Annotated in this window: 21 protein-coding genes; 17 read left to right on the top strand and 4 right to left on the bottom strand. The window is 43.5% G+C overall.

Annotated elements, in window-relative coordinates; genetic code table 11:
- Positions 1-1,116: IS30 family transposase (locus C1E99_RS14285; RefSeq protein ID WP_105207851.1), on the bottom strand; the 1,116-nt coding region annotated here is incomplete at its 3' end.
- Positions 1,117-1,316: 200 nt separating this feature from the next.
- Between C1E99_RS14285 and C1E99_RS14280 the strand changes: the two genes are divergently transcribed.
- The 6 genes from C1E99_RS14280 (at position 1,317) to C1E99_RS14250 (ending at position 5,862) form a co-directional block, all read left to right on the top strand.
- Entirely contained in the window at positions 1,317-1,760 is a 444-nt protein-coding gene (locus C1E99_RS14280; protein ID WP_105107903.1) for a zinc-dependent MarR family transcriptional regulator, read from the top strand.
- Positions 1,761-2,471: a metal ABC transporter ATP-binding protein gene (locus C1E99_RS14275; RefSeq protein WP_105107904.1), complete on the top strand. Its 711-nt coding sequence runs from the start codon at positions 1,761-1,763 to the stop codon at positions 2,469-2,471.
- Positions 2,464-3,276, top strand: coding sequence for a metal ABC transporter permease (locus C1E99_RS14270; RefSeq protein ID WP_105207850.1), 813 nt, complete (start codon positions 2,464-2,466; stop codon positions 3,274-3,276). Before C1E99_RS14275 ends, C1E99_RS14270 begins: the two co-directional genes overlap by 8 nt.
- Before the next feature lie 8 nt (positions 3,277-3,284).
- Positions 3,285-4,793, top strand: a complete 1,509-nt coding sequence (locus C1E99_RS14265) for a zinc ABC transporter substrate-binding protein AdcA (RefSeq protein WP_105107906.1) — start codon at positions 3,285-3,287, stop codon at positions 4,791-4,793.
- Between the two features lie 100 nt (positions 4,794-4,893).
- Positions 4,894-5,364 carry a CopY/TcrY family copper transport repressor gene (locus C1E99_RS14260; RefSeq protein WP_161951235.1) on the top strand — a complete coding sequence of 157 codons (471 nt, stop codon included), beginning with the start codon at positions 4,894-4,896 and terminating at the stop codon, positions 5,362-5,364.
- Between the two features lie 288 nt (positions 5,365-5,652).
- On the top strand, positions 5,653-5,862 hold the full coding sequence (locus C1E99_RS14250) for a heavy-metal-associated domain-containing protein (RefSeq protein ID WP_105107909.1): 210 nt from the start codon (positions 5,653-5,655) through the stop codon (positions 5,860-5,862).
- Positions 5,863-5,889: 27 nt separating this feature from the next.
- On the opposite strand, the gene C1E99_RS14245 is transcribed toward C1E99_RS14250, so the two are convergent.
- Together C1E99_RS14245 and tyrS are read right to left on the bottom strand one after the other, a co-directional pair.
- Positions 5,890-6,267, bottom strand: a complete 378-nt coding sequence (locus C1E99_RS14245) for an HIT family protein (RefSeq protein WP_105207848.1) — start codon at positions 6,265-6,267, stop codon at positions 5,890-5,892.
- Between the two features lie 56 nt (positions 6,268-6,323).
- A complete protein-coding gene (gene tyrS, locus C1E99_RS14240) occupies positions 6,324-7,580 on the bottom strand; it encodes a tyrosine--tRNA ligase (protein WP_105207847.1) in 1,257 nt (418 codons plus the stop codon).
- Positions 7,581-7,723: 143 nt separating this feature from the next.
- Here tyrS and pbp1b point away from each other — a divergent pair, with 143 nt between their 5' ends.
- The 4 genes from pbp1b (at position 7,724) to C1E99_RS14220 (ending at position 18,792) form a co-directional block, all read left to right on the top strand.
- On the top strand, positions 7,724-10,096 hold the full coding sequence (pbp1b, locus tag C1E99_RS14235) for a penicillin-binding protein PBP1B (protein WP_105207846.1): 2,373 nt from the start codon (positions 7,724-7,726) through the stop codon (positions 10,094-10,096).
- 784 nt (positions 10,097-10,880) lie between these two features.
- The gene (gene rpoB, locus C1E99_RS14230) at positions 10,881-14,453 is read left to right on the top strand and encodes a DNA-directed RNA polymerase subunit beta (protein ID WP_029186887.1); all 3,573 of its coding nucleotides are present in this window, start codon (positions 10,881-10,883) and stop codon (positions 14,451-14,453) included.
- A gap of 177 nt (positions 14,454-14,630) precedes the next feature.
- The gene (gene rpoC, locus C1E99_RS14225; RefSeq protein WP_105207845.1) at positions 14,631-18,278 is read left to right on the top strand and encodes a DNA-directed RNA polymerase subunit beta'; all 3,648 of its coding nucleotides are present in this window, start codon (positions 14,631-14,633) and stop codon (positions 18,276-18,278) included.
- A gap of 148 nt (positions 18,279-18,426) precedes the next feature.
- Positions 18,427-18,792: a DUF1033 family protein gene (locus C1E99_RS14220; protein ID WP_105107914.1), complete on the top strand. Its 366-nt coding sequence runs from the start codon at positions 18,427-18,429 to the stop codon at positions 18,790-18,792.
- A gap of 125 nt (positions 18,793-18,917) precedes the next feature.
- Here C1E99_RS14220 and C1E99_RS14215 read toward each other — a convergent pair whose 3' ends face one another.
- On the bottom strand, positions 18,918-19,868 hold the full coding sequence (locus C1E99_RS14215; RefSeq protein ID WP_105207844.1) for a S66 family peptidase: 951 nt from the start codon (positions 19,866-19,868) through the stop codon (positions 18,918-18,920).
- An 85-nt stretch (positions 19,869-19,953) separates the two neighbouring features.
- On the opposite strand from C1E99_RS14215, the gene comGA reads away from it, so the two are divergent.
- Genes comGA through comGG form a run of 7 tightly spaced genes read left to right on the top strand, consistent with a single transcriptional unit; the run spans position 19,954 to position 23,697 of the window.
- Entirely contained in the window at positions 19,954-20,904 is a 951-nt protein-coding gene (gene comGA, locus C1E99_RS14210) for a competence type IV pilus ATPase ComGA (RefSeq protein WP_105207843.1), read from the top strand.
- Positions 20,816-21,853, top strand: coding sequence for a competence type IV pilus assembly protein ComGB (gene comGB / locus C1E99_RS14205; protein ID WP_269088959.1), 1,038 nt, complete (start codon positions 20,816-20,818; stop codon positions 21,851-21,853). Before comGA ends, comGB begins: the two co-directional genes overlap by 89 nt.
- Position 21,854: 1 nt before the next feature.
- Positions 21,855-22,136, top strand: a complete 282-nt coding sequence (comGC, locus tag C1E99_RS14200) for a competence type IV pilus major pilin ComGC (protein WP_099806705.1) — start codon at positions 21,855-21,857, stop codon at positions 22,134-22,136.
- The gene (gene comGD, locus C1E99_RS14195; protein ID WP_105207842.1) at positions 22,117-22,524 is read left to right on the top strand and encodes a competence type IV pilus minor pilin ComGD; all 408 of its coding nucleotides are present in this window, start codon (positions 22,117-22,119) and stop codon (positions 22,522-22,524) included. The genes comGC and comGD overlap by 20 nt, the downstream gene beginning before the upstream one ends.
- Positions 22,496-22,789 (top strand): competence type IV pilus minor pilin ComGE, encoded by a 294-nt coding sequence (comGE, locus tag C1E99_RS14190; RefSeq protein ID WP_044669897.1) that lies wholly within the window; start codon positions 22,496-22,498, stop codon positions 22,787-22,789. Before comGD ends, comGE begins: the two co-directional genes overlap by 29 nt.
- On the top strand, positions 22,776-23,210 hold the full coding sequence (gene comGF, locus C1E99_RS14185) for a competence type IV pilus minor pilin ComGF (protein WP_105207841.1): 435 nt from the start codon (positions 22,776-22,778) through the stop codon (positions 23,208-23,210). The genes comGE and comGF overlap by 14 nt, the downstream gene beginning before the upstream one ends.
- Entirely contained in the window at positions 23,188-23,697 is a 510-nt protein-coding gene (gene comGG / locus C1E99_RS14180) for a competence type IV pilus minor pilin ComGG (RefSeq protein WP_105207840.1), read from the top strand. The genes comGF and comGG overlap by 23 nt, the downstream gene beginning before the upstream one ends.
- Positions 23,698-23,899 lie beyond the last annotated feature (202 nt).

Genomic DNA, 23,899 nt, shown 5'->3' with positions numbered 1-23,899 from the left:
TTTAGAGATACCCAGAAGTGTTGCTAATTCCTCACCGTAGGTAAATGTAAAGAGTTCATAAGCGGATTTTCCGTTGAAAGCAGCTCGTTTGACGCTGTTGACATGCGAACAAACTAGGTTGATGTCATCCTGTGTCAAGCTATCAAAGTTAGTTCCTTTAGGAAGAATGTCTCTGATGAGTGTATGATTCTTCTCAATTCTCCCCTTCTGGTCAGAACGATTTGGGTCACAGAAGAAGAGTTTAGATTCTCCACGAACATCCATTTCGATATCGTCTACTCTGGCGAACTCACCGCCATTGTCGGTCAGAATGACAGGGAATAGTTCGCAGAAGTCTCTCTCTTTCTGATGTAGGTCATTCTTGATAGCGTAGAGGTGTTTAGCGACCTCATTAGCTGTTTTATTATCAAGTAATCGAGCGAAGATAAAGTTACAGAAGGAGAGGTTGAAGGTGAGAAGTACCTTTCCGCCGATCCGTCCAGTAACGGTGTCCATTTCCAGCCAATAGCTGATTCCTTTCTCTGTGAGGAAGCGTTGGAAGTCCTCGTAAGACCGTCCTTCTTTGGCAGTTTTAGGAATGGGTTGGAGGTTTCTGGTTCTCCGCTTTCTGAATTTCACGACACGGGGGAAATCAATGGGCTTTGTGGACAGATAGCCTTTTTCAAGGTAACGATAGATAGAAGCTCTGGATGCCGAAAGTTCGTTTGAGGCGATGATGTGGTTGAGGTGTTGTCCCTTTTGGATGGAAGAAGAGACAATCTCGTCCATGCGATAGAATTCTTCCTTGTTTAGGGCAACACCTGTTCTCGAATCTGAGAGCTTAGCTTCATAATCAAGCTGAGCTCTTTTTGCGTAGTAGAACTGTTTCTGGTATCCACAATTGCTTCTCTTTTTCGGACAAGCATTACAAACGTAGGGAGCCTTTTTGAGTAGAGGGCAGGTCTCACAATTAGATGTCACAGAATTTTCTTTAACCACTCGATTTCTCCGAACTTCTTTTGAGATTGTGGACGGATCTTTTCCTAGCTTAACAGCGATAGCTGAGAAGGACTTAAGTTGTTCGATTCCTATTTGAATATCGTTGCGATCAGAGAGAGTTAAGTGTTTGTTTTTCATTATCAGTTACCAACTTGTCCCATAGTAAGTTCTACCTTATTTCCTTGTCTCAGTCTAATTTCCAGTTTTTGGGCTAGACTAGAACTTACTTTGAGAATTTTGGATGCCTTTTTATCTTATGCTTTTTTTATTTTTATCTTGTTTTTTCATTTTTTATATGATATACTTAACAAGTTAATTAAAAGGTTAAGGAGCTGATTATGAATCAGGTTGCATTAGAAATAGAGAAGTACCTGCATGAGATTGTGTTGAGTTCAGAGAATCAGTTAGAGATTTTAGTTGGCTCATGTCAAAGCTCTGTGAAGTTGACAAATACACAAGAACATATTTTGATGCTGATTGATAAAGCAGCTTATACAAATACAGAAATAGCTAAGCAGTTAAATGTCAGTCAGGCTGCAATTACTAAGGCGACAAAATCTTTGGTTGCTCAAGGTCTATTGGTTGCTGTTAGGGATTCTAAAGATGCCCGTGTTGTTAGATTTAGTTTGACCGAGGCAGCTAAGCCTATTGCTACGGAACATGCTCATCACCATGCTCATACTTTAGAAGCTTATGAAGAGCTTCTGGAGAACTATAGTTGTGAAGAGCAAGAGTTGATTGCTAGATTTTTAAATGAATTAGTGGAGAAAATTAGAAAGTAAATGAGATATATTACTGTTGAAGATTTGTCGTTCAATTACGATAAGGAGCCTGTTTTAGAACATATTCATTATTATTTAGATAGTGGTGAATTCGTTACATTAACTGGTGAGAATGGGGCGGCTAAGTCGACCCTTATTAAAGCAACTTTGGGAATTTTAAAGCCAAAACAAGGACAAGTTTTATTTTCAGAGAAAAGTATAAAAGGTAAGAAACTACGAATGGCTTACCTACCTCAGCAGATTGCAAGTTTCAATGCTGGTTTTCCAAGTACAGTTTATGAGTTTGTTAAATCAGGTCGCTATCCTCGAAATGGCTGGTTTCGTAGATTGACAGCACATGATGAAGAGCACATTCGGATTAGTTTAGAATCTGTAGGGATGTGGGAGCATAGAGATAAACGATTAGGGGCTTTGAGTGGAGGTCAAAAACAACGTGCGGTCATTGCTAGGATGTTTGCTTCGGATCCAGATATTTTCATTTTAGATGAGCCTACTACGGGAATGGATGCTGGAACAAAGGATGCCTTTTATAAGTTAATGCACCATTCTGCTAAGAAGCATGGAAAGGCTGTTTTGATGATTACTCATGATCCTGATGAGTTGAGTCGGTATGCAGATCGTAATATTCACTTGGTTCGTGACCAGGCTTCCCCTTGGCGTTGTTTCAATGTTCATGATGCGGAATTAGAAACGGAGGTAGGCCATGTTTGATCTGTCTATTTTCCATTATGATTTCATGCAGCGGGCTTTTTTGGCAATTATTGCTATGAGTTTGTTTTCGCCAATTCTGGGTGTTTTTCTCATCCTCAGAAGACAGAGTTTGATGTCGGATACCCTTAGCCATGTTTCTTTGGCAGGTGTGGCATTTGGGTTGGTATTGGGTATCTCGCCAACTATTTCAACGATTCTTGTTGTCATTGTCGCGGCTGTATTTCTGGAATATTTGCGGACTATCTATAAGAATTTTATGGAAATAGGAACGGCCATTCTCATGTCAACCGGTTTGGCGATTTCCTTGATTGTTATGAATAAATCAGGAGGGAAGTCGGGATTGAGTCTGGAGCAGTATTTGTTCGGTTCGATTGTGACCATTAGTCAAGAACAAGTGGTTGCTTTGTTTGTGATTGCATTAATTGTCATTGCCTTAACCTTACTGTTTTTACGTCCTATGTATATCTTGACCTTTGATGAGGATACAGCTTTTGTGGACGGTTTACCAGTACGTGCCATGTCGATTGCTTTTAATGTGGTGACTGGTGTTGCCATTGCCCTGATGATTCCTGCTGCAGGGGCTCTTTTGGTTTCGACCATTATGGTTTTGCCTGCTTCAATAGCCTTACGCATAGGAAAAAGTTTTAAAGCGGTTATCTTTACAGGAATGGGCATTGGTTTCTTTGGAATGGTCACTGGTTTGCTAACATCTTACTATGCTGAAACACCTGCAAGTGCTAGCATTACCTTGATTTTTATTAGTATTTTCTTGTTGGTGAATCTAGTAGCCAAGTTAAAAAAATAGGAGGAATTATGAAAAAATTAGCAGTTTTAGGTTTGAGTTTATCGCTTTTGGCTTTGTCGGCCTGCGGCAATAGCACAGCTTCTCAGGATGATGAGTTGAACATCGTGACTACCTTTTATCCTGTCTATGAGTTCACCAAGCAGGTAGTCGGTGAGGAGGGAACGGTCGATTTGCTGATTGAGGCAGGAACAGAAGTTCATGACTTTGAGCCGTCTGCCAAGGACATTGCCGTTATTCAAGAAGCGGATACCTTTGTCTATGAAAATGAAAATATGGAAACCTGGGTTCCAGATGTACTGGATACTATTGATACAGAACAGGTTGGTGTCATCAAGGCGACGGAGGGAATGTTGCTCTTACCTGGTAGCGAGGAAGAAGAACATGACCATGCTGAAGGGGAAGAACATCACCATGCATACGACCCACACGTTTGGTTGTCGCCGGAACGTTCCATTACCTTGGTAGAAACCATTCGGGATGGTTTGATTGCCCAGTATCCTGAGAAAAAAGCTATTTTTGAAGAAAATGCGGCAGCATATATTGAAAAATTGACTGATTTGGATGCCAAGTATTATGAAACTTTATCTGCAGCAAAACAAAAATACTTTGTTACCCAGCACACTGCCTTTGCTTATTTGGCTTTGGACTATGGTTTGCACCAAGTATCCATCACCGGTGTCTCTGCAGACCAAGAGCCTACGGCAACTCGCTTGGCAGAATTGGCTGAATACATCAAGACCTATGGCATCAAGTACATCTATTTTGAAGAGAATGCTTCTTCAGCAGTAGCAGAAACCTTGGCCAAGGAAACGGGCGTTGAGTTGGATGTCCTTGATACTTTGGAGAGCTTGACGACAGAGGCTATGGACAAGGGCGAGGACTACATTTCCATCATGGAAGCCAACTTGGCGGCCTTGGAAAAAACAACCAGTCAAGCAGGTGTGGAGATCTTGCCAGAAGAGGGTGCGGAAACGGCTCAGACGGTTTACAATGGGTATTTTGAAGATTCTGCGGTAAAAGACCGGACTCTTTCAGATTACGCAGGTGAGTGGCAGTCAGTTTATCCTTATTTGCTGGACGGAACGCTGGATCAAGTCTGGGACTACAAAGCCAAAATCAAAGGCGATATGACTGCTGAAGAATATAAGGCATACTATGATACAGGCTACAAAACAGATGTTGATCAAATTAACATTACAGACAATACAATGGAGTTTGTAGTGGGTGATAAGTCTTATAAGTACACTTACAAGTATGTTGGGTACGAGATTTTGACCTACAAAAAAGGAAATCGTGGAGTTCGTTTCTTGTTTGAAGCAACGGATGCAAATGCTGGCAACTATAAGTATGTGCAATTCAGCGACCACAATATCGCACCTGTCAAAACAGGTCACTTCCATATCTATTTTGGTGGAGAGAGCCAAGAAAAACTTTTGGAAGAATTGGAAAACTGGCCGACTTACTATCCAGTTGGTTTGACTGGTTTGGAAATTGGTCAGGAAATGCTGGCTCACTAATATGAAAAACGACCGAGTATCTTGCTCGATCGTTTTTCTTGACAATTTTTGACTACAAATGTAAACTAAAGTTAGAAAATGATTGTTGGGAGGTGAATGTGTGGAGCAAACAATTTCTGCTGCGGAGTGGCAGGTTATGCGGGTCCTGTGGGCCCATCCTGGTGCAACTTCTCAGGAAATTATTCAGGCCTTGCAGGAAGGTTTTGACTGGCAGGCGACGACCATTAAGACACTCTTGGGGCGGCTGCGGAAGAAAAACTATCTGAGAATGGCTAAGGAAACTAGTAAGTACCACTACTATCCGCTGATCAGTGAAGAGGAACATTTGCAGGGGCAGGTGGAGCTCTTACTAGCTGCCATATGTTCCACAAAACAGGGGCAACTGGTTGAAAAACTGCTAGACACAGGGACATTTTCCAAAAAAAGCCTTGAAAATCTAGCCAGCAAAATCTCGCAGCTACAAAAGACCGCACCTGAGCAAATCGCTTGTCGGTGCTTGGCGGGGCAATGTACTTGTGGGCATCATCATCCTCTTCGAAAATCAACCTCAGACGTTGTTGACTTGATTTGATGAGTGTAAAGCTCCGGTGGAGCTATACAGCCTACTACCTGAAAATGCGAAAGTAGTAGGGGTCTATCTGCTATTGGAGAAACGAAGACGTTCGCCCAATTTCCAACCTTCAAAGGTTCCCCGAACCTTTTTGTAGCGAACAGTTTCGCCCAATTTCCAACCACCAAAGGTTCCCCAAACCTTTTTGTAGCGTACAGGTTCGCTTTATTTCCAACCTTCAAAGGTTCCCCGAACCTTTGAAGCTAGTCTGAATCTGATTTTCATTGAGTATAAAAAAGGAGAAAGAACATGAAGCAAACTTTGAAATTGAAAAACTTATCGTGTCAGAACTGTGTCAAACACGTGACCAATCACCTTTTGGACTTGGACGGGGTGGAAGAGGTGAAAATCCAGCTGGAAGAGCAGTTGGCGGAGGTGGAAACCTCGGTGGCCTACGACTTGGAGCGTTACCAAGAGGTGCTGGAAGACACTATCTACGAAGTGGAAGAATTGATATAAACGAAAAGGCAGCCGTCGGGCTGCTTTTTATAATGCTTTGAGAAAATGAGCCAGGTCCAGCTGCACTTGTGCAAGTGAAATTTGGTCCCAGAAGCCGTCTGATCGAAAGCGTGGAATCAGGTGGACATGGAAATGGGTGCCAGTGTCAAACAAGCGATCGTTGCAGGCTAAGGTCACACCGTCAATTGCCAATGTTTGACAGAGTTTCTCAGTCAAAAAGACTTCTAGGTCTGATAATTCATAGCGAACAGCAGTAGGGACTTGGCTGAGTGTGTCATAATGTTCCTTGCTGATAATCAGTAGATGTCCAGTTTGGATAGGGTCAATATCCCAGACGACCTTGAAATGTTCCGTCTGGTAGAGAATATCTTCTTCTTTGAGTTGATGGCAAAAAATGCAGGTCACGTCATTTCTCCTAGGTTAGTAGAAAAGGAAATCACATAGGATTTCCTTGAAAAATATTAATAAGTCAAAACAGAATACTTCTTCTTCCCACGACGGATAACGGTTAGCTCGCCGTCAATCTTGTCGCTGTCAGAAAGGGTATAGTCCAAGTCCTGCACACGCTCACCGTTGACATAAATGGCACCATTTTGCACATCTTCACGAGCTTGGCGTTTTGAGGTGACAATACCAGAGGTAACTAGAAGTTCCACGATGTTAAGGTTGTCTTCAGCCTGGACAGCGTAGTTTGGAACGTTGCTGAGGCCCTGCTTGAGTTCTTTTGCGGATAGGTTTTTGATGTTGCCAGCGAACAATTGCTCGGTGATGTTAAGGGCTTGGTTATATGCTTCTTCACCGTGAACCAATGTCACGACTTCCTTGGCCAAAATCTTCTGAGCCAGGCGTTCATGACGGGCAGCGTCAAATTGTTTCTCGATTTCAGCAATCTCATCTAATGACAAGAAAGTAAAGATTTTCAAGAAACGAACGGCATCATCGTCCATGACATTGAGCCAGAATTGGTACATTTCATACGGAGAAGTCTTGTCGGCATCCAACCAAACAGCGTTACCCTCTGACTTACCGAACTTCTTACCTGTCGAGTCGGTAATGAGAGGTACAGTCATCACGTGGCCAGACTTGTCAGCCTTGCGGCGAAGCAATTCAGTACCTGCAGTCATGTTGCCCCACTGGTCAGAACCACCGATTTGCAGGGTCACATTGTGCTTGTCATTGAGCTCGTAGAAGTCATAGCCCTGCATGATTTGGTAGGCAAACTCGGTGTAGGAAATCCCAGTTTCAATCCGTTTTTTCACAGAGTCCTTGCTCATCATGTAGTTGACCGTGTAGTATTTACCAACATCACGAAGGAAGTCGATAAAGCTGATGTCTGAGAACCAGTCGTAGTTGTTGACCATTTCAGCCTTGTTGTCACCATTTTCAAAATCCAAGAAGCGAGAAAGCTGACTTTGGATTTTTGTTACCCAGCCGTCCACGGTGTCTTTGGTTTGCAAGCTGCGCTCCGCATCCTTGAAGGAAGGGTCGCCAATCAGACCAGTTGCACCGCCAACTAGGGCGTAAGGCTTGTGGCCAGCTAATTGCAAGCGACGGCTAGTTAAGATAGCAACCAAGTGCCCCAAGTGTAAACTATCTGCTGTTGGATCGTATCCTGTGTAGTAAGATACTTGCCCTTCTGTCAATGCTTTTACCAAGGCTTCTTCGTCTGTCGTTTGAAAGACCAAGCCACGTGCTTTTAGTTCTTCAAAAATGTTCATGCGTTTCTCCCTCAATTAGATGCTTCAATGTTTAATATTACAAAATAAATCTGCATCTCTTCCTTAAAAATTCTCTCTTATTATACCATGAAATTGCGGAAAATAAATAAATTTTGATATAATGGAAAGATAAGGAGTTAAAAATGGCGACTAATTCAAATAAGCAAGAAATGAAAGAAAATAGAAAGCACCTACCCCTGACGGGAGTATTTAGCATATTTCTACGTACCTTGAAATTATTATTTAATTCTGTGGCTGTATTGTTGATGCTTTTTGGTGTATTTGGAGCCGGGATCGGAGTTGGCTTTGTCGTAAGTTTGTTCGATAATGTAAAGGTTCCTGCAACTGAAGAGCTCTTAGCAAAAGTTTCGGAAGTTAGCCGTATTTCCAAAGTGGTGTATTCTGATGATACATTAGTTTCAGAAGTTAATTCGGATTTATTAAGGATACCTGTTGAGTCTTCTCAAGTATCTGACTATCTGAAACAAGCTGTCATTGCAACAGAGGACGAAACGTTTGAAAGTCATAACGGGGTTGTACCTAAGGCTGTTTTACGTGCTGCACTAGGGTCTGTCGGTGTGGGCTCGTCTAGTGGTGGTTCAACCTTGACCCAGCAATTAATCAAGCAACAGTTGGTCGGCGATGCACCAACTTTCACTCGGAAGGCAAATGAAATTGTTTCTGCTTTGGCCCTTGAGCGAAACATGTCAAAGGAGGAAATCTTAACGATTTACTTAAATGTTTCTCCATTTGGGCGAAACAATCAGGGGCAAAATATTGCCGGAGCTGAAGCAGCGGCCCAGGGTATTTTTGGAAAACCGGCTAGCGAGTTGACAGTTCCGCAGGCAGCTTTCATCGCTGGTTTGCCACAAAGTCCGATTGTCTATTCACCTTATGCATCGGATGGAACTCGTAAATCAGATGAAGATATGGTTTATGGTATGGGACGTTATCAAGATGTTCTCTTTAATATGTATCGTGCATCTTTCCTTACAAAGGAAGAGTATGAAACCTATAAAGCTTACGACATTAAGCAAGATTTCATTGCACCAGCACCAGTAACAGCTGATACCAAAGATTACTTGTATTACGAAGTGATGGAAGAAGCTGATCAAGTAATGTTTGACTACTTGGTGAAGAGGGATAATGTTTCTGAAAACGATCTGAAGAATGATGAAACTAAGGCAGCATATGAAGAGCTGGCTCGACAAGAATTGAGTCAAGGTGGCTATACTATTAAGAGTACGGTGAATAGAGACATATATGAAACTATGCAGTCGGTGGTCGCTAACTATGGATCGGTATTAGATGCTGGCAATGAGTATGTTGAAACAGGTAGTGTCTTGATTGACAATGCCACAGGAGCCATTCTTGGATTTGTTGGTGGTCGAGATTACGCAACCAACCAGAATAACCACGCTTTTGATACCTTGAGATCACCAGCATCGTCCATTAAGCCTTTGCTAGCTTACGGAATTGCGATTGACCAAGGCTTGATGGGGTCAGCAAGTATTCTATCGGACTATCCGACGAATTTTTCAAGTGGACAACCTATTATGTATGCTTCTAGTCGGGGTTCAGGCATGTTAAACCTTCAGACAGCAATTGATAAGTCTGTTAACATTCCAGCATTTTGGACATATAAGATGCTACAGAATTCTGGAGTTGATGTGAAGTCATATATGGATAAAATGAATTACAATATTTCCATGTATGATATCGAAAGTGTGCCACTTGGAGGCGGTGTCGAAATTTCTGTTTTGACCAATACAAATGCTTATCAAACTTTGGCAAATGGTGGAGTTTATAATAAACATTATATAGTTGAAAGCATTACAGCAAACGATGGTACGGTAGTTTATCAACACGAAGCTGCACCTGTTCAAGTATACTCAAGGGCTACTGCTAGCATCATGAATCAATTAATGCGTCAAGTTATCAATTCGGGTACAACCTCAACATTTAAAAATCGACTAAGCGCCCTAAACCCACAGGCCGCTAGTACGGATTTTGTTGGGAAAACAGGTACAAGCAATGAAGTTAATGATGTCTGGTTAATGCTCTCTACACCGCAGGTAACTCTCGGGACCTGGGCAGGGAATGATGATAACTCAGAAATGTATGTGTGGACTGGTTATCAAAATAACGCACAGTATGTTTCCCATATGGTTGATGCGCTATACAATGTAGACTCAAATATGTTTTCTGGTAAATTTGAATTGGATAGCAGTGTTATTTCTTCGACTGTCCTTGCTTCGACTGGTCAACGTGCGGGAACAGTTCAGGTTAATGGTCGTCCAGTGACAGTTGGAGGAGCAACGACTACAAGTTATTGGGCGAAGAATGGTGCACCAGTTACAAGCTATGATTTTATGATTGGTGGCACAGAAAGTGACAAAGCACAGGCATGGAGTAGTATTCTAGGGGCTCAAACAACAACAACTCCAAGTAGCTCAACTCAAAGAAGTAATTCAAATCGCTCCAATTCGTCAAATGATCAGAATAATAATGAATAATACTTGATAATTGCATAGTATTTTGCTATAATTGTATAAATAATTTGTCGTGTGTCTTGTTTGAAATATTGTCCAAACAAGGCTTGCAGCAGTTAAATCAAACTTTTTCAAAGGAAGATTTAGCTGCTCTTTTTGTGTCTATGAGGAAGATTTTTAAGTGTTGTCATCTATTCTTAAAGATTCTAAATATTCAGACAAAAGGACAAGTATTGGTCATTTGATGGCTGTTTTAATTGAACTCGGGCTAAATTTGTCGGAAAAAAGATAAATCTCCTAGTGTCTTGTTGACACTTCGTCGATTTCCTATTTTTCTCTCAAATTTTACGCCCTCGTATCTTTTAATTGAACTCGCCTACAACTCTGTGAAAAAAGATAAGGTTTGTAGAGCTTTGGTTTTGTTTACTTCGTGGCATCGTAAACGACTGAACTTTCTTCGACTGTTGGTCTCGAAAGTCCTAGTCGTTCTGACGAGGGTACGTCAACAAAATCAAAGATTTTGGACTTACCGCTTATTTTTCTTTGAGTTGCTTACGGCTTAGTATCTTTAATTGAACTCGGGCTACATTTGTCGGAAAAAAAGATAAATCTCCTAGTGTCTTGTTGACACTTCGTCGATTTCCTATTTTTCTCTCAAATTTTACGCCCTCGTATCTTTAATTGAACTCGGGCTACACTCCTATAGAAAAAGATACATCTCCTTGCAATCCTTTGATTGCTTTGTCGATGTCCTATTTTCTTTTGGAGTGTTACACGCCCTCGTATCTTATTACAAAGGAGAAAACTTTTGGCAGGACATGAAGTTCAGTACGGTAAGCACCGTACCCGTCGTAGTTTTTCAAGAATCAAGGAAGTTCTTGATTTACCAAATTTGATTGAAATCCAAACGGATTCATTTAAAGATTTTCTTGACTATGGTTTGAAAGAAGTCTTTGAAGATGTGCTTCCAGTTTCAAACTTTACAGATACCATGGAATTGGAATTTGTTGGTTATGAGCTAAAGCAACCTAAGTACACATTGGAAGAGGCGCGTGCACACGATGCCAACTATTCTGCTCCAATTTATGTGACTTTCCGTCTTGTCAATAAGGAAACTGGCGAGATCAAGACTCAAGAAGTCTTCTTTGGAGAGTTTCCAATCATGACTGAAATGGGTACTTTCATCATCAACGGTGCAGAGCGTATCATCGTTTCTCAGTTGGTGCGTTCACCAGGTGTCTATTTCAATGATAAAGTAGATAAGAATGGTAAAGTAGGTTATGGTTCAACGGTTATCCCTAACCGTGGAGCTTGGTTGGAATTGGAAACAGACTCAAAAGATATTGCCTACACTCGTATTGACCGTACGCGTAAGATTCCGTTCACAACGCTTGTTCGTGCGCTTGGTTTCTCAGGTGACGATGAAATCTTTGATATCTTCGGTGATAGCGAATTGGTTCGCAATACCATTGAAAAAGATATTCACAAAAACCCAGCAGATTCTCGTACAGATGAAGCGCTTAAGGAAATCTATGAGCGCCTTCGTCCAGGTGAACCAAAGACAGCTGAAAGCTCTCGTAGCCTTTTGACAGCTCGTTTCTTTGACCCACGTCGTTACGACTTGGCACCTGTTGGTCGTTATAAAATCAATAAAAAACTCAACCTTCGTACTCGTTTGCTCAACCAAACACTTGCTGAACACGTGATTAACGGTGAAACTGGTGAAATCGTCTTAGAAGCAGGTACTGTCTTGACTCGTGATGTGCTTGAAAAAGTAGAAGCACAATTCGACGAGTTGAACATTGTAGAATACATTCCAAATGACAACGCTGTACTTCTTGAGCCAGTTCTTTTGCAGAAATTCAAGATTGTGGCACCTAAGGATCCAGAACGTGTAGTCACTGTGATTGGTAATGCCAATCCAGCTGAAAATGTGCGTATTGTTACTCCAGCAGATATCTTGGCAGAGATGAGTTACTTCCTTAACCTTGCAGAAGGTCTTGGTCGTGTTGACGATATTGACCACTTGGGTAACCGTCGTATCCGTGCCGTTGGTGAATTGCTTGCCAACCAAGTCCGTATCGGTTTGACCCGTATGGAGCGTAACTTGCGTGAGCGTATGTCTGTTCAAGACAATGAAGTATTGACGCCACAACAAATCATCAATATCCGTCCTGTTACAGCTGCCATCAAAGAATTCTTTGGTTCATCCCAGTTGTCACAGTTCATGGACCAACACAACCCACTTTCTGAGTTGTCTCACAAACGTCGTTTGTCAGCCTTGGGACCTGGTGGTTTGACACGAGACCGTGCAGGCTATGAAGTTCGAGACGTTCACTACACTCACTATGGTCGTATGTGTCCGATTGAAACGCCTGAGGGACCAAACATCGGTTTGATCAACAACTTGTCATCTTATGGTCACCTCAACAAGTATGGTTTCATCCAAACACCATACCGCAAGATTGACCGTGCAACAGGTACAGTAACCAACGAAATCGTTTGGTTGACAGCGGACGAAGAAGACGCCTACATCGTAGCCCAATCAACATCACCTCTTGATGAAAACAACCGTTTCGTTGATAAGATTGTTATGGGACGTCATCAAGGTAATAACCAAGAGTTCCCAGCAGATTCAGCAGATTTCATGGACGTTTCTCCTAAGCAGGTAGTTGCCGTTGCGACAGCATGTATTCCTTTCTTGGAAAACGATGACTCCAACCGTGCCCTCATGGGTGCCAACATGCAACGTCAGGCTGTTCCATTGATTGATCCAAAAGCACCTTACGTTGGTACCGGTATGGAGTATCAGGCTGCCCATGACTCAGGTGCGGCAGTTATTGCCCAACATGATGGTAAGGTTGTTTACGCAGATGCGGATAAGGTTGAAGTTCGTCGCGAAGATGGCTCCTTGGATGTTTACAGTATTCAGAAATTCCGTCGTTCAAACTCAGGTACTGCCTACAACCAACGTACCCTTGTGAAATTGGGTGATGTCGTTGAAAAAGGTGATTTCATCGCAGACGGTCCTTCTATGGAACGTGGGGAAATGGCCCTTGGTCAAAACCCTATCGTTGCCTACATGACGTGGGAAGGTTACAACTTCGAGGACGCGGTTATCATGTCTGAACGCCTTGTGAAAGATGATGTCTATACATCTGTTCACTTGGAAGAATACGAGTCAGAAACACGCGATACCAAGTTAGGCCCTGAAGAAATCACTCGCGAAATTCCAAACGTTGGTGAAGATGCTCTTCGCAACTTGGATGAAATGGGGATTATCCGTATCGGTGCTGAAGTTAAAGAAGGCGACATTCTTGTTGGTAAGGTAACACCAAAAGGTGAAAAAGATCTTTCTGCTGAAGAGCGCCTCTTGCACGCTATCTTTGGTGATAAGTCACGTGAAGTACGTGATACATCTCTTCGTGTACCTCACGGTGCCGATGGTGTCGTTCGCGATGTGAAAATCTTTACCCGTGCCAACGGTGATGAATTGCAATCAGGAGTTAACATGTTGGTTCGTGTTTACATCGCTCAAAAACGTAAGATCAAGGTCGGAGATAAGATGGCCGGTCGTCACGGTAACAAGGGTGTCGTTTCACGTATTGTACCTGTTGAGGATATGCCATATCTTCCAGATGGAACACCAGTTGACATCATGTTGAACCCACTCGGGGTGCCATCACGTATGAATATCGGTCAGGTTATGGAACTTCACTTGGGTATGGCGGCTCGCAACTTGGGTATCCATATCGCAACACCAGTTTTCGATGGTGCAAGTTCAGAAGACCTCTGGTCAACTGTTAAAGAAGCAGGTATGGACTCAGATGCAAAAACCATTCTTTACGATGGCCGTACAGGTGAGCCATTTGACAACCGTGTGTCTGTCGGTGTCATGTACATGATCAAGCTTCACCACATGGTTGATGATAAACTTCACGCCCGCTCAGTCGGACCATACTCACTCGTTACCCAACAGCCACTCGGAGGTAAGGCTCAGTTTGGTGGTCAGCGTTTCGGTGAGATGGAGGTTTGGGCCCTTGAAGCCTACGGTGCTTCTAACGTCCTTCAAGAAATCTTGACTTACAAGTCAGATGATGTGACAGGCCGTCTGAAAGCCTATGAAGCCATCACCAAAGGTAAACCAATTCCAAAACCAGGTGTTCCAGAATCATTCCGCGTTCTTGTTAAAGAATTGCAATCACTTGGTTTGGATATGCGTGTCCTTGATGAAGATAACAATGAAGTAGAATTGCGTGACCTTGATGAAGGTGAAGATGATGACATCATCCACGTAGATGATCTTGAAAAAGCACGTGCAAAAGCCGCAGCTGACGCAGCCGCAGCCTTTGCAGCAGAAGAAGCAGAAGGTAAAGAATAGTTCAATTGGATGGAACAAGTTGGTCCAAACCTCAGAACGGAAAGGGATGAGGACCAACGGTCTTCCACCGTCTGATTTATAGAAAAATAGCTTACCAGCTATCCATTCTGCTGATTATTGTTCAAGAATTTGAGGTGTGGAAAACCAGCCTCTCACAAGAAAAGAAAGGGATTATTAGTGGTTGACGTAAATCGATTTAAAAGTATGCAAATCACGTTAGCTTCACCAAGTAAGGTTCGTTCATGGTCTTACGGTGAGGTTAAAAAACCTGAAACAATCAACTATCGTACACTTAAACCAGAACGTGATGGACTTTTTGACGAAGTCATCTTTGGTCCAACAAAAGACTGGGAGTGTTCATGTGGTAAATACAAGCGTATCCGTTATAAAGGGATCACTTGTGACCGCTGTGGTGTGGAAGTAACTCGTGCAAAAGTACGTCGTGAACGTATGGGACACATTGAGTTGAAAGCACCAATTTCACACATTTGGTATTTCAAAGGTATTCCAAGTCGTATGGGCTTGACCTTAGATATGAGCCCACGTGCGCTTGAAGAAGTTATCTACTTCGCAGCTTACGTGGTGATTGATCCGAAAGATACACCGCTTGAGCACAAGTCAATCATGACAGAACGCGAATACCGTGAGCGTTTGCGTGAATATGGCTATGGTTCATTCGTTGCCAAAATGGGTGCAGAAGCCATTCAAGACCTCTTGAAGCAAGTGGATCTTCCAAAAGAAATCGCAGCTCTTAAAGAAGAATTGAAAACAGCTTCTGGTCAAAAACGCATTAAAGCAGTTCGTCGCTTGGATGTACTCGATGCCTTCTACAAATCTGGTAACAAGCCTGAGTGGATGATTCTCAATATCCTTCCAGTTATTCCACCAGATTTGCGTCCGATGGTTCAGTTGGATGGTGGTCGTTTTGCCGCATCTGACTTGAACGAACTCTACCGCCGTGTTATCAACCGTAACAACCGTTTGGCTCGTCTCTTGGAACTTAACGCTCCAGGTATCATCGTACAAAACGAAAAACGGATGCTCCAAGAAGCTGTGGATGCTTTGATTGACAATGGTCGTCGTGGTCGTCCAATTACAGGACCAGGTAGCCGTCCGCTTAAATCACTCAGCCACATGCTGAAAGGTAAGCAAGGACGTTTCCGTCAAAACTTGCTTGGTAAGCGTGTTGACTTCTCAGGACGTTCCGTTATCGCCGTTGGTCCAACGCTGAAAATGTACCAATGTGGTGTGCCACGTGAAATGGCAATCGAGCTCTTCAAACCGTTTGTCATGCGCGAAATCGTTGCCCGTGATATTGCTGGTAACGTCAAAGCCGCGAAACGTTTGATTGAACGTGGTGATGATCGTATCTGGGATATCTTGGAAGAAGTGATCAAAGAACACCCAGTTCTTTTGAACCGTGCACCTACCCTTCACCGTTTGGGTATCCAGGCTTTTGAGCCAGTTCTAATTGACGGTAAAGCCCTTCGTTTGCACCCGCTTGTCTGTGAAGCCTACAACGCCGACTTTGACGGTGACCAGATGGCGATTCACGTTCCATTGTCAGAAGAAGCACAAGCAGAAGCACGTATCCTTATGCTTGCGGCAGAACACATCCTTAACCCTAAAGATGGTAAACCAGTCGTAACACCATCTCAGGATATGGTTTTGGGTAACTACTACTTGACCATGGAAGATGCTGGTCGTGAAGGTGAAGGTATGGTCTTCAAGGATGCGGATGAAGCTGTTATGGCTTACCGCAACGGCTATGTTCACTTGCATACCCGTGTTGGTATTGCAACAGATAGCCTTGATAAGCCTTGGAAAGACAACCAAAAACACAAGGTCATGATGACAACTGTCGGAAAAATCTTGTTCAACGCGATTATGCCAGAAGGTCTTCCTTACTTGCAAGAACCAAACAATGCTAACTTGACAGAAGGAACTCCTGATAAATACTTCTTGGAACCAGGATCAGATATCAAGGCTGCCATTGCAGAATTGCCAATCAACCCGCCATTCAAGAAGAAAAATCTTGGTAACATCATCGCTGAAATCTTCAAGCGTTTCCGTACAACTGAAACATCAGCCCTGCTTGACCGTTTGAAAGACTTGGGTTATTATCATTCAACACTTGCTGGTTTGACAGTGGGTATTGCCGATATTCCGGTTATCGACAACAAGGCTGAAATCATTGAAGAATCTCACGAACGTGTAGAACAAATCAAGAAACAATTCCGCCGTGGTATGATTACGGATGATGAGCGTTATGCAGCTGTTACAGATGAATGGCGTTCAGCTAAGGAAAAATTGGAAAAACGTCTGGTTGAAAAACAAGATCCGAAGAACCCAATCGTTATGATGATGGACTCTGGTGCCCGTGGTAACATTTCCAACTTCTCCCAGTTGGCCGGTATGCGTGGTCTGATGTCAGCTCCGAACGGACGTATCATGGAATTGCCTATCTTGTCTAACTTCCGTGAAGGTCTTTCTGTATTGGAAATGTTCTTCTCAACTCACGGTGCCCGTAAGGGTATGACGGATACGGCCTTGAAGACAGCCGACTCAGGTTATCTGACTCGTCGTTTGGTTGACGTTGCCCAAGATGTCATCATCCGTGAAGACGACTGTGGAACAGACCGTGGTCTTGACATCCGTTCTATCACAGATGGCAAGGAAATGATCGAGCCACTTGAAGAGCGTTTGCAAGGTCGTTACACTAAGAAAACTGTTAAACATCCTGAAACGGGTGCCGTTATCATTGGTCCAAACAAATTGATTACGGAAGATATTGCCCGTGAAATTGTCAATGCAGGCGTTGAACAAGTAACCATCCGTAGCGTATTTACATGTAACACTCGTCACGGTGTCTGCCGTCATTGTTACGGTATCAACTTGGCAACAGGTGATGCGGTTGAAGTGGGTGAAGCAGTTGGTACGATTGCAGCTCAATCTATCGGTGAGCCTGGTACACAGCTTACAATGCGTACCTTCCACACGGGTGGTGTAGCCTCAAACAGCGATATCACGCAGGGTCTTCCTCGTGTTCAAGAGATCTTTGAAGCTCGCAATCCAAAAGGGGAAGCGGTTATCACTGAGGTCAAAGGGGAAGTTATCGCTATTGAAGAAGATGCTTCTACTCGTACCAAGAAAGTCTTTGTTAAAGGTGTAACTGGTGAAGGCGAATACGTGGTACCATTTACAGCCCGTATGAAGGTTGAAGTGGGTGACCAAGTTGCGCGTGGTGCAGCCCTTACCGAAGGTTCTATCCAACCAAAACGCTTGCTCGAAGTCCGTGATGTCTTGGCGGTTGAAACTTACCTTCTTTCTGAAGTTCAAAAAGTTTACCGTAGCCAGGGTGTAGAAATCGGCGACAAGCACATCGAGGTAATGGTTCGTCAAATGCTTCGTAAAGTTCGTGTCATGGATCCAGGTGACACAGATCTTCTCATGGGTACCCTCATGGATATCACAGACTTTACAGATGCCAATGCTGACGTGGTTATTGCAGGTGGTATTCCGGCAACAGCTCGTCCAGTTCTTATGGGTATCACAAAAGCGTCCCTTGAAACCAACTCATTCTTGTCTGCCGCATCCTTCCAAGAAACAACTCGCGTTCTTACAGATGCAGCTATTCGTGGTAAACGTGACAACCTTCTCGGTCTTAAAGAGAACGTTATCATCGGTAAGATTATCCCAGCAGGTACAGGTATGGCCCGCTACCGTAATCTTGAACCACAAGCCATTAATGAAGTTGAAATCATTGAAGACACAGTAGCTGAAGAACTTGCAGCAGAAGCAGACCTTGAAGCTGTAACTGAATAAGATTTAAGACACATCTCTTTCTGAGGGATGTGTTTTCTTGTGTTCAGAAATAAAGCGCTCACATAACTTGATAAGGAATTAACAAGCAGAATGTTTTCTTAAATCAGACGAATTCGGTATAATGTGTACGAAAAAGGAAGTATGTGTTATGTATCAAGTTATTAAAATGTGTGGAGATTTTGAGCCCTGGTGGTTTTTAGATGGTTGGGAAGAAGATATTGTTAGTAAGGTAGCCTTTGACCGTTATGAAGATGCCTTAAAAGCATTTCAGAAGGAATGGGTACGGTTGTCCGAAAAGTTCCCTAAAAAGCAGAGTAAAAATGGCACAATGGTAGCCTTTTGGGACGAATCAGACCAGCATTGGTGTGAGGAATGCGATGAATATTTGCAGCGGTATCATTCGCTGATGTTGGTAGAAGCGAGAGAAAATTTACCTGCTGGATTTATCAAGCAGTCTACACAACCCCGCCTACGTCCTTGTAAATTAAAACAAACTAATTGTGTAAATGAATAGAAAATAAAGGACCCAACGGGTCCTTTGTTCACGAGCCAAGAAATTAGAGAGTGAGTAATGGCGCTGAGACCATTTTTCATGAGCTTGAAAACCAGATGGCGAATCAGGACCCCAACAGGTCCTTTTTAGCTGAATCTGATAGAAAAGGCTTCGGCATCAAGTTCTAGCTGTCCACCGATGGTAATGGTAAACAGAGGCTGGGTATGGGCAAAGTCCAAATCATAGAGAACAGGAACTTTTTTGAGAATAGGGTGCTTGTCCAGAATCGCCAACAAAATCTCCTCGGTCATCTTGGTTTCCTTAGGAAAACGACCCAGGACAAGAGCCTGTGGATTTGGATAGGCTTGTAGAAGGGCAGTCAAGTGACGAGCGATAATCAGATAATCGTCGTCTTCCGCCTCTTCTAAAAATAGAATATAGTTGTCTGGTCTGGGTGCGAACTCTGTCCCAGTCAGTAGGTTGAGGGTTGAGATGTTTCCGCCGATGGCAATACCAGAGGCCTTGCCTGGATTGTAGATTTTCCACTCTGTTGGGTAAAAGGTGCGAGGGGCGTCTGGTAGGTACCAGGCATCGCTAGACCATTCTGGACTCGGGATCAGTTCATAGGAATCTTGTGCCACAGCCTTGAGCCAGGCTTCTGTTTGATACTGTTGGGCTTGCACCATTTTAAAGCTTGAATAAGCTGGACCCATGTAGGTTGGCATGCCTGTCTTAGCGTAGATGGCATTGAGCAGGGCAGTCGTATCCGAATAACCGCAGAAAATTTTCGGATGGCGGGCAATTAGGTCAAAATCCAGATAAGGTAGCAGTTCGTTAGAGTTGAAACCGCCAATGGTTGTCAGAATGGCATCGACCGACTCATCCGCAAAGGCTGCTTCCAAGTCCGCAACACGACTGGCAATCGGATCCGAATCGAAAATATCGTTTTCAAAATAATGTTCTGAGAAAGAGAGTTTGAAGCCCAGTTCTTCCAATTTTTCCTTGGCGGCAAGATTGGCTTCAAAACCACCAATTCTTTCAATAGATGAAGAGGGGCTGACTACGCGTATGTGGTCGCCTTTTTTTAATCTTTTCATAAGAACCTCCAAACTTTTTTATTATTTTAACAAAAAAGTATGGAAAATCAAGTTTCCTTGCGAATAGATAGGGTGAGGAGGTTTTATGATTCAAGAAAAAGCAAGAAAGATGATTGAAGAGGCGGTGGCAGATAGGGTCAGTGACATCTATTTGGTTCCTCGAGGTAAGTGTTACCAAGTCTACCATCGCATCATGGATGAACGGGAGTTTGTGCAAGACGTGGCTGAGGAGGAAGTAACAGCCATTATCAGCCATTTCAAGTTTTTAGCAGGCTTAAATGTTGGTGAAAAACGCCGTAGTCAGCAGGGTTCCTGTGACTATGATTATGGGAGCGGAGAGATCTCACTTCGCTTATCAACTGTCGGAGATTATCGTGGCAAGGAAAGTCTGGTCATCCGCCTGCTCTATGACAATGACAAGGAACTCAAGTTCTGGTTTGAGGCAGCTGAGCGACTTGCAGAAGAAATAAAGGGACGAGGGCTCTACCTTTTTTCGGGTCCAGTCGGCTCTGGTAAGACCACACTTATGTACCATCTTGCCAGGCTGAAATTCCCAGACAAGCAGATTTTGACCATTGAGGATCCCGTCGAAATCAAGCAGGAGGACATGCTGCAACTCCAGCTCAATGAAGCCATCGGAGCCACCTACGACAATCTGATCAAACTGTCCCTCCGCCATCGACCAGACCTGCTCATCATCGGTGAGATTCGGGATGCGGAAACCGCTCGAGCAGTCATTCGAGCCAGCCTGACGGGAGCTACCGTTTTCTCAACGGTTCACGCAAGGTCTATTTCAGGTGTCTATGCTCGTATGTTGGAATTGGGGGTCAGCCCTGAAGAGTTAAATAATGCCCTTCAAGGTATTGCCTATCAACGTTTAATAGGGGGAGGAGGTGTGGTAGATTTTGCAAAGGGAAATTACCAAAACCATTCCGCAGACCAGTGGAATGAACAAATTGATCGGCTTTTTGCAGCAGGACATATCAGTCTTCGGCAGGCAGAAACAGAAAAAATTGCCCTTGGCTCGCCAGCGTAAGGTCATTGAGCTTTTCAATAATCTTTTTGCCAGTGGTTTTCATCTGGGAGAGATTGTTGATTTCCTCAAACGCAGTCAGCTTCTGGCGGATCCCTATACCCAGGTCTTGTCAGACGGGCTGTTAGCAGGCAAACCCTTTTCAAGTTTGCTGGCGGATTTGCGGTTTTCAGATGCGGTGGTCACACAGGTGGCTTTGGCAGAAGTTCATGGCAATACCAGTTTGAGTTTGAGCCATATCCAGTCCTATCTGGAAAATGTCAGCAAGGTTCGTAAAAAGCTGATTGAGGTGGCGACCTATCCGATTATATTGCTTGGTTTTCTGCTTTTGATTATGCTAGGCTTGAAAAATTATCTTCTGCCCCAGTTGGAGGAAGGCAATGCTGCGACCATGCTGATCAACCATCTGCCGACTATCTTCTTGTCCCTTTGTGGTCTGAGTTTAGTGGCTGTCATGTCTAGTCTGGTTTGGTTTCGCAAAACTAACAAAATCAAGGCATTTTCCCGCTTGGCAGCTCTGCCATTTTTCGGAAAACTCATCCAAACCTATCTGACGGCCTATTACGCCAGGGAGTGGGGGAGTTTGATTGGGCAAGGCTTGGACCTGCCGCAGATTGTGGGCTTGATGCAGGAGCAGCAATCGCAGCTCTTTCGAGAGATTGGTCAGGACCTGGAGCAGTCGCTTTCCAATGGTCAGAGCTTTCACGAACACATCCAAACCTACGCCTTTTTCAAGCGGGAGCTGAGCCTCATCGTGGAGTATGGGCAGGTCAAGTCCAAGTTGGGTAGCGAGTTGACAGTTTATGCAGCCGAGTGTTGGGAGGATTTTTTCTCTCGGGTCAATAGAGCCATGCAGCTGATTCAACCGCTGGTCTTTCTCTTTGTGGCCTTAATGGTCGTTCTCATCTACGCAGCCATGTTGCTGCCGATTTATCAAAATATGGAGTTATAAAATGAAAAAATTAATTGAAATGAAGGTAAAAGCATTCACTCTGGTGGAAATGTTAGTCGTTTTGGGGATCATTAGCCTGCTCTTGCTTCTCTTTGTACCAAATTTGAGCAAACAAAAAGAAGCGATTAAAGAGTCTGGAGGTACAGCTGTCGTCAAAGTCGTGGAAAGCCAGATGGAACTTTATGCATTGGAGCATGATAAGGAAGCTACAGTAGCAGATTTGCAGGCAGCTGGCTATATTACGGAGAAACAAGCAGAAGAGTATGCTAAGGCGAAAAAATAAGGCTTTCACGCTTTTGGAAAGTCTACTGACCTTATTTGTCGTTAGTTTTTTAGCTGTTTCCTTGTCGGGAACGGTACAAATGGCCTTTCGGTCTGTTCAAGAAGAGATTTTTCTCTGGGAATTTGAAGCTATCTATAAAGACAGTCAGAAATTGGCAGCTAGTTCTCACCGAAAAGTGAACCTTGCTATCGGTGGACAGGAGGTTACAAATAATTATCAGGCTGTAGAGGTGCCCAGAAACGTAGAGGTCTTAGAGGAGAAAACTATTCAGTTTGAAGAAGATGGTGGAAATTCTTCTCTGACCAAGATTCGTTTTCGGCTTAGTCGAAAAACAGTCACGTATCAATTATATATAGGGAGTGGTCGCTATAAGAAAACAGAAGAATAAGGCTTATATTTTGCTAGAGAGTCTGGTTGCCCTTGCGACCCTAGTAACCATCTGTAGCTTGATTTTGACAGCTGTGGATGTAGGTCGTAGGCGACAGGCTTGGGAATTGGAACAACAGGAGGTTCTCAATCTAGCTCAGATGGCTGTGCAGACCGGGCAAGATAACCTAGCCTTAAACGGTGTTACAGTGCAGGTTCAACGAACTGCGGATAAGATTATTGTTTTCCACGAGGGAAAGGAGGTTTTATCGGTTGTTAAAAAGTAAAGTTCCTGCTTTTACTCTCTTGGAATGCTTGGTAGCCTTAGTCATCCTATCAGGAAGTCTTCTGGTCTTTGAAGGCTTGTCAAAACTGTTGGTTCAAGAAGCGCATTACCAAGGTCAGACCGTTCAAAAGGAATGGTTGGTCTTCTCTAGTCAATTGCGGTCGGAATGGGACCAGTCGGAATTGGTCAAGATTGAAAATGGCAAGGTCTATGTCAATAAGGATGGACAAGCATTAGCCTTTGGCAAGTCACGTTCGGATGATTTTCGGAAAACAAATGACAGAGGACAGGGCTACCAGCCTATGATTTATCAGGTGGACAGCGCAGCTATTTCCCAAGAAAACCAACTGGTGCGTATCGACTTTAGCTTTAAAAATGGAGAGGAGCGGACCTTTATCTATGCTTTTAAAGAAAAAAGTTAAGGCTGGCATCCTACTCTATGCCCTTTTGATGCTGGCGGTTTTTAGTCTCTTGCTTCAGTTTTATCTCCACCGCCAAGAGGCTGAAAGTCAAATAGCTCAAGTAGCTAAGCAAGAAGCGACAGCCTATATCATGGCCCAGATGGTCTTGGATCAGGTTGAAGGAGACTTGCAGGAGCGTCAAGCAGTTGCTGAAAAGGTGGCTAGCCAAACAGAGGATAAGAAAGAGGATGAAGTAGTCGCTAGTGAGACTGTTGATGAGAAGGAAGTAAAGGAGGAACAACCAACTAGAGAGAGTCAAGAAAACGCTGAAAAACCTGCTCAAACGAGTTCTAAGAAAAAGGAGGAAAGTAAACCAATAGAGACCGAGGGAAGCGTCTTGTTTCGAGAGGGTCAGGCCAGCTATCATATTAAAAATAGAACTGTATCGGTTAACGTGAATCTAAGAAATGGAGGGGAGTATCACTATCAATTTCCGGTTAAAATATAGTCATTTAGTTTATCTTTGATTACTTCGACGAGCGAGGAAACGTCGTTTCCTTATTTCCAACTTCAAACACTCCACAGGAGTGATTTGAACTCGCTTTGCCGTACTCCAGTACAGCCTGCAGCTCGTTGCCTTGTACTAAAAGCAAACTAAACGACTATAGTACCCGAGGGGAGTGGCTAGCCGCTCCCTTTTTGGTGCAAAG

This window comes from Streptococcus suis (assembly GCF_002964045.1).
GTDB classification, from domain to species: Bacteria; Bacillota; Bacilli; order Lactobacillales; family Streptococcaceae; genus Streptococcus; species Streptococcus suis_U.
Note: the sequence above shows the minus strand (reverse complement) of the source record. Positions and strands in the feature narration are given on the sequence as shown.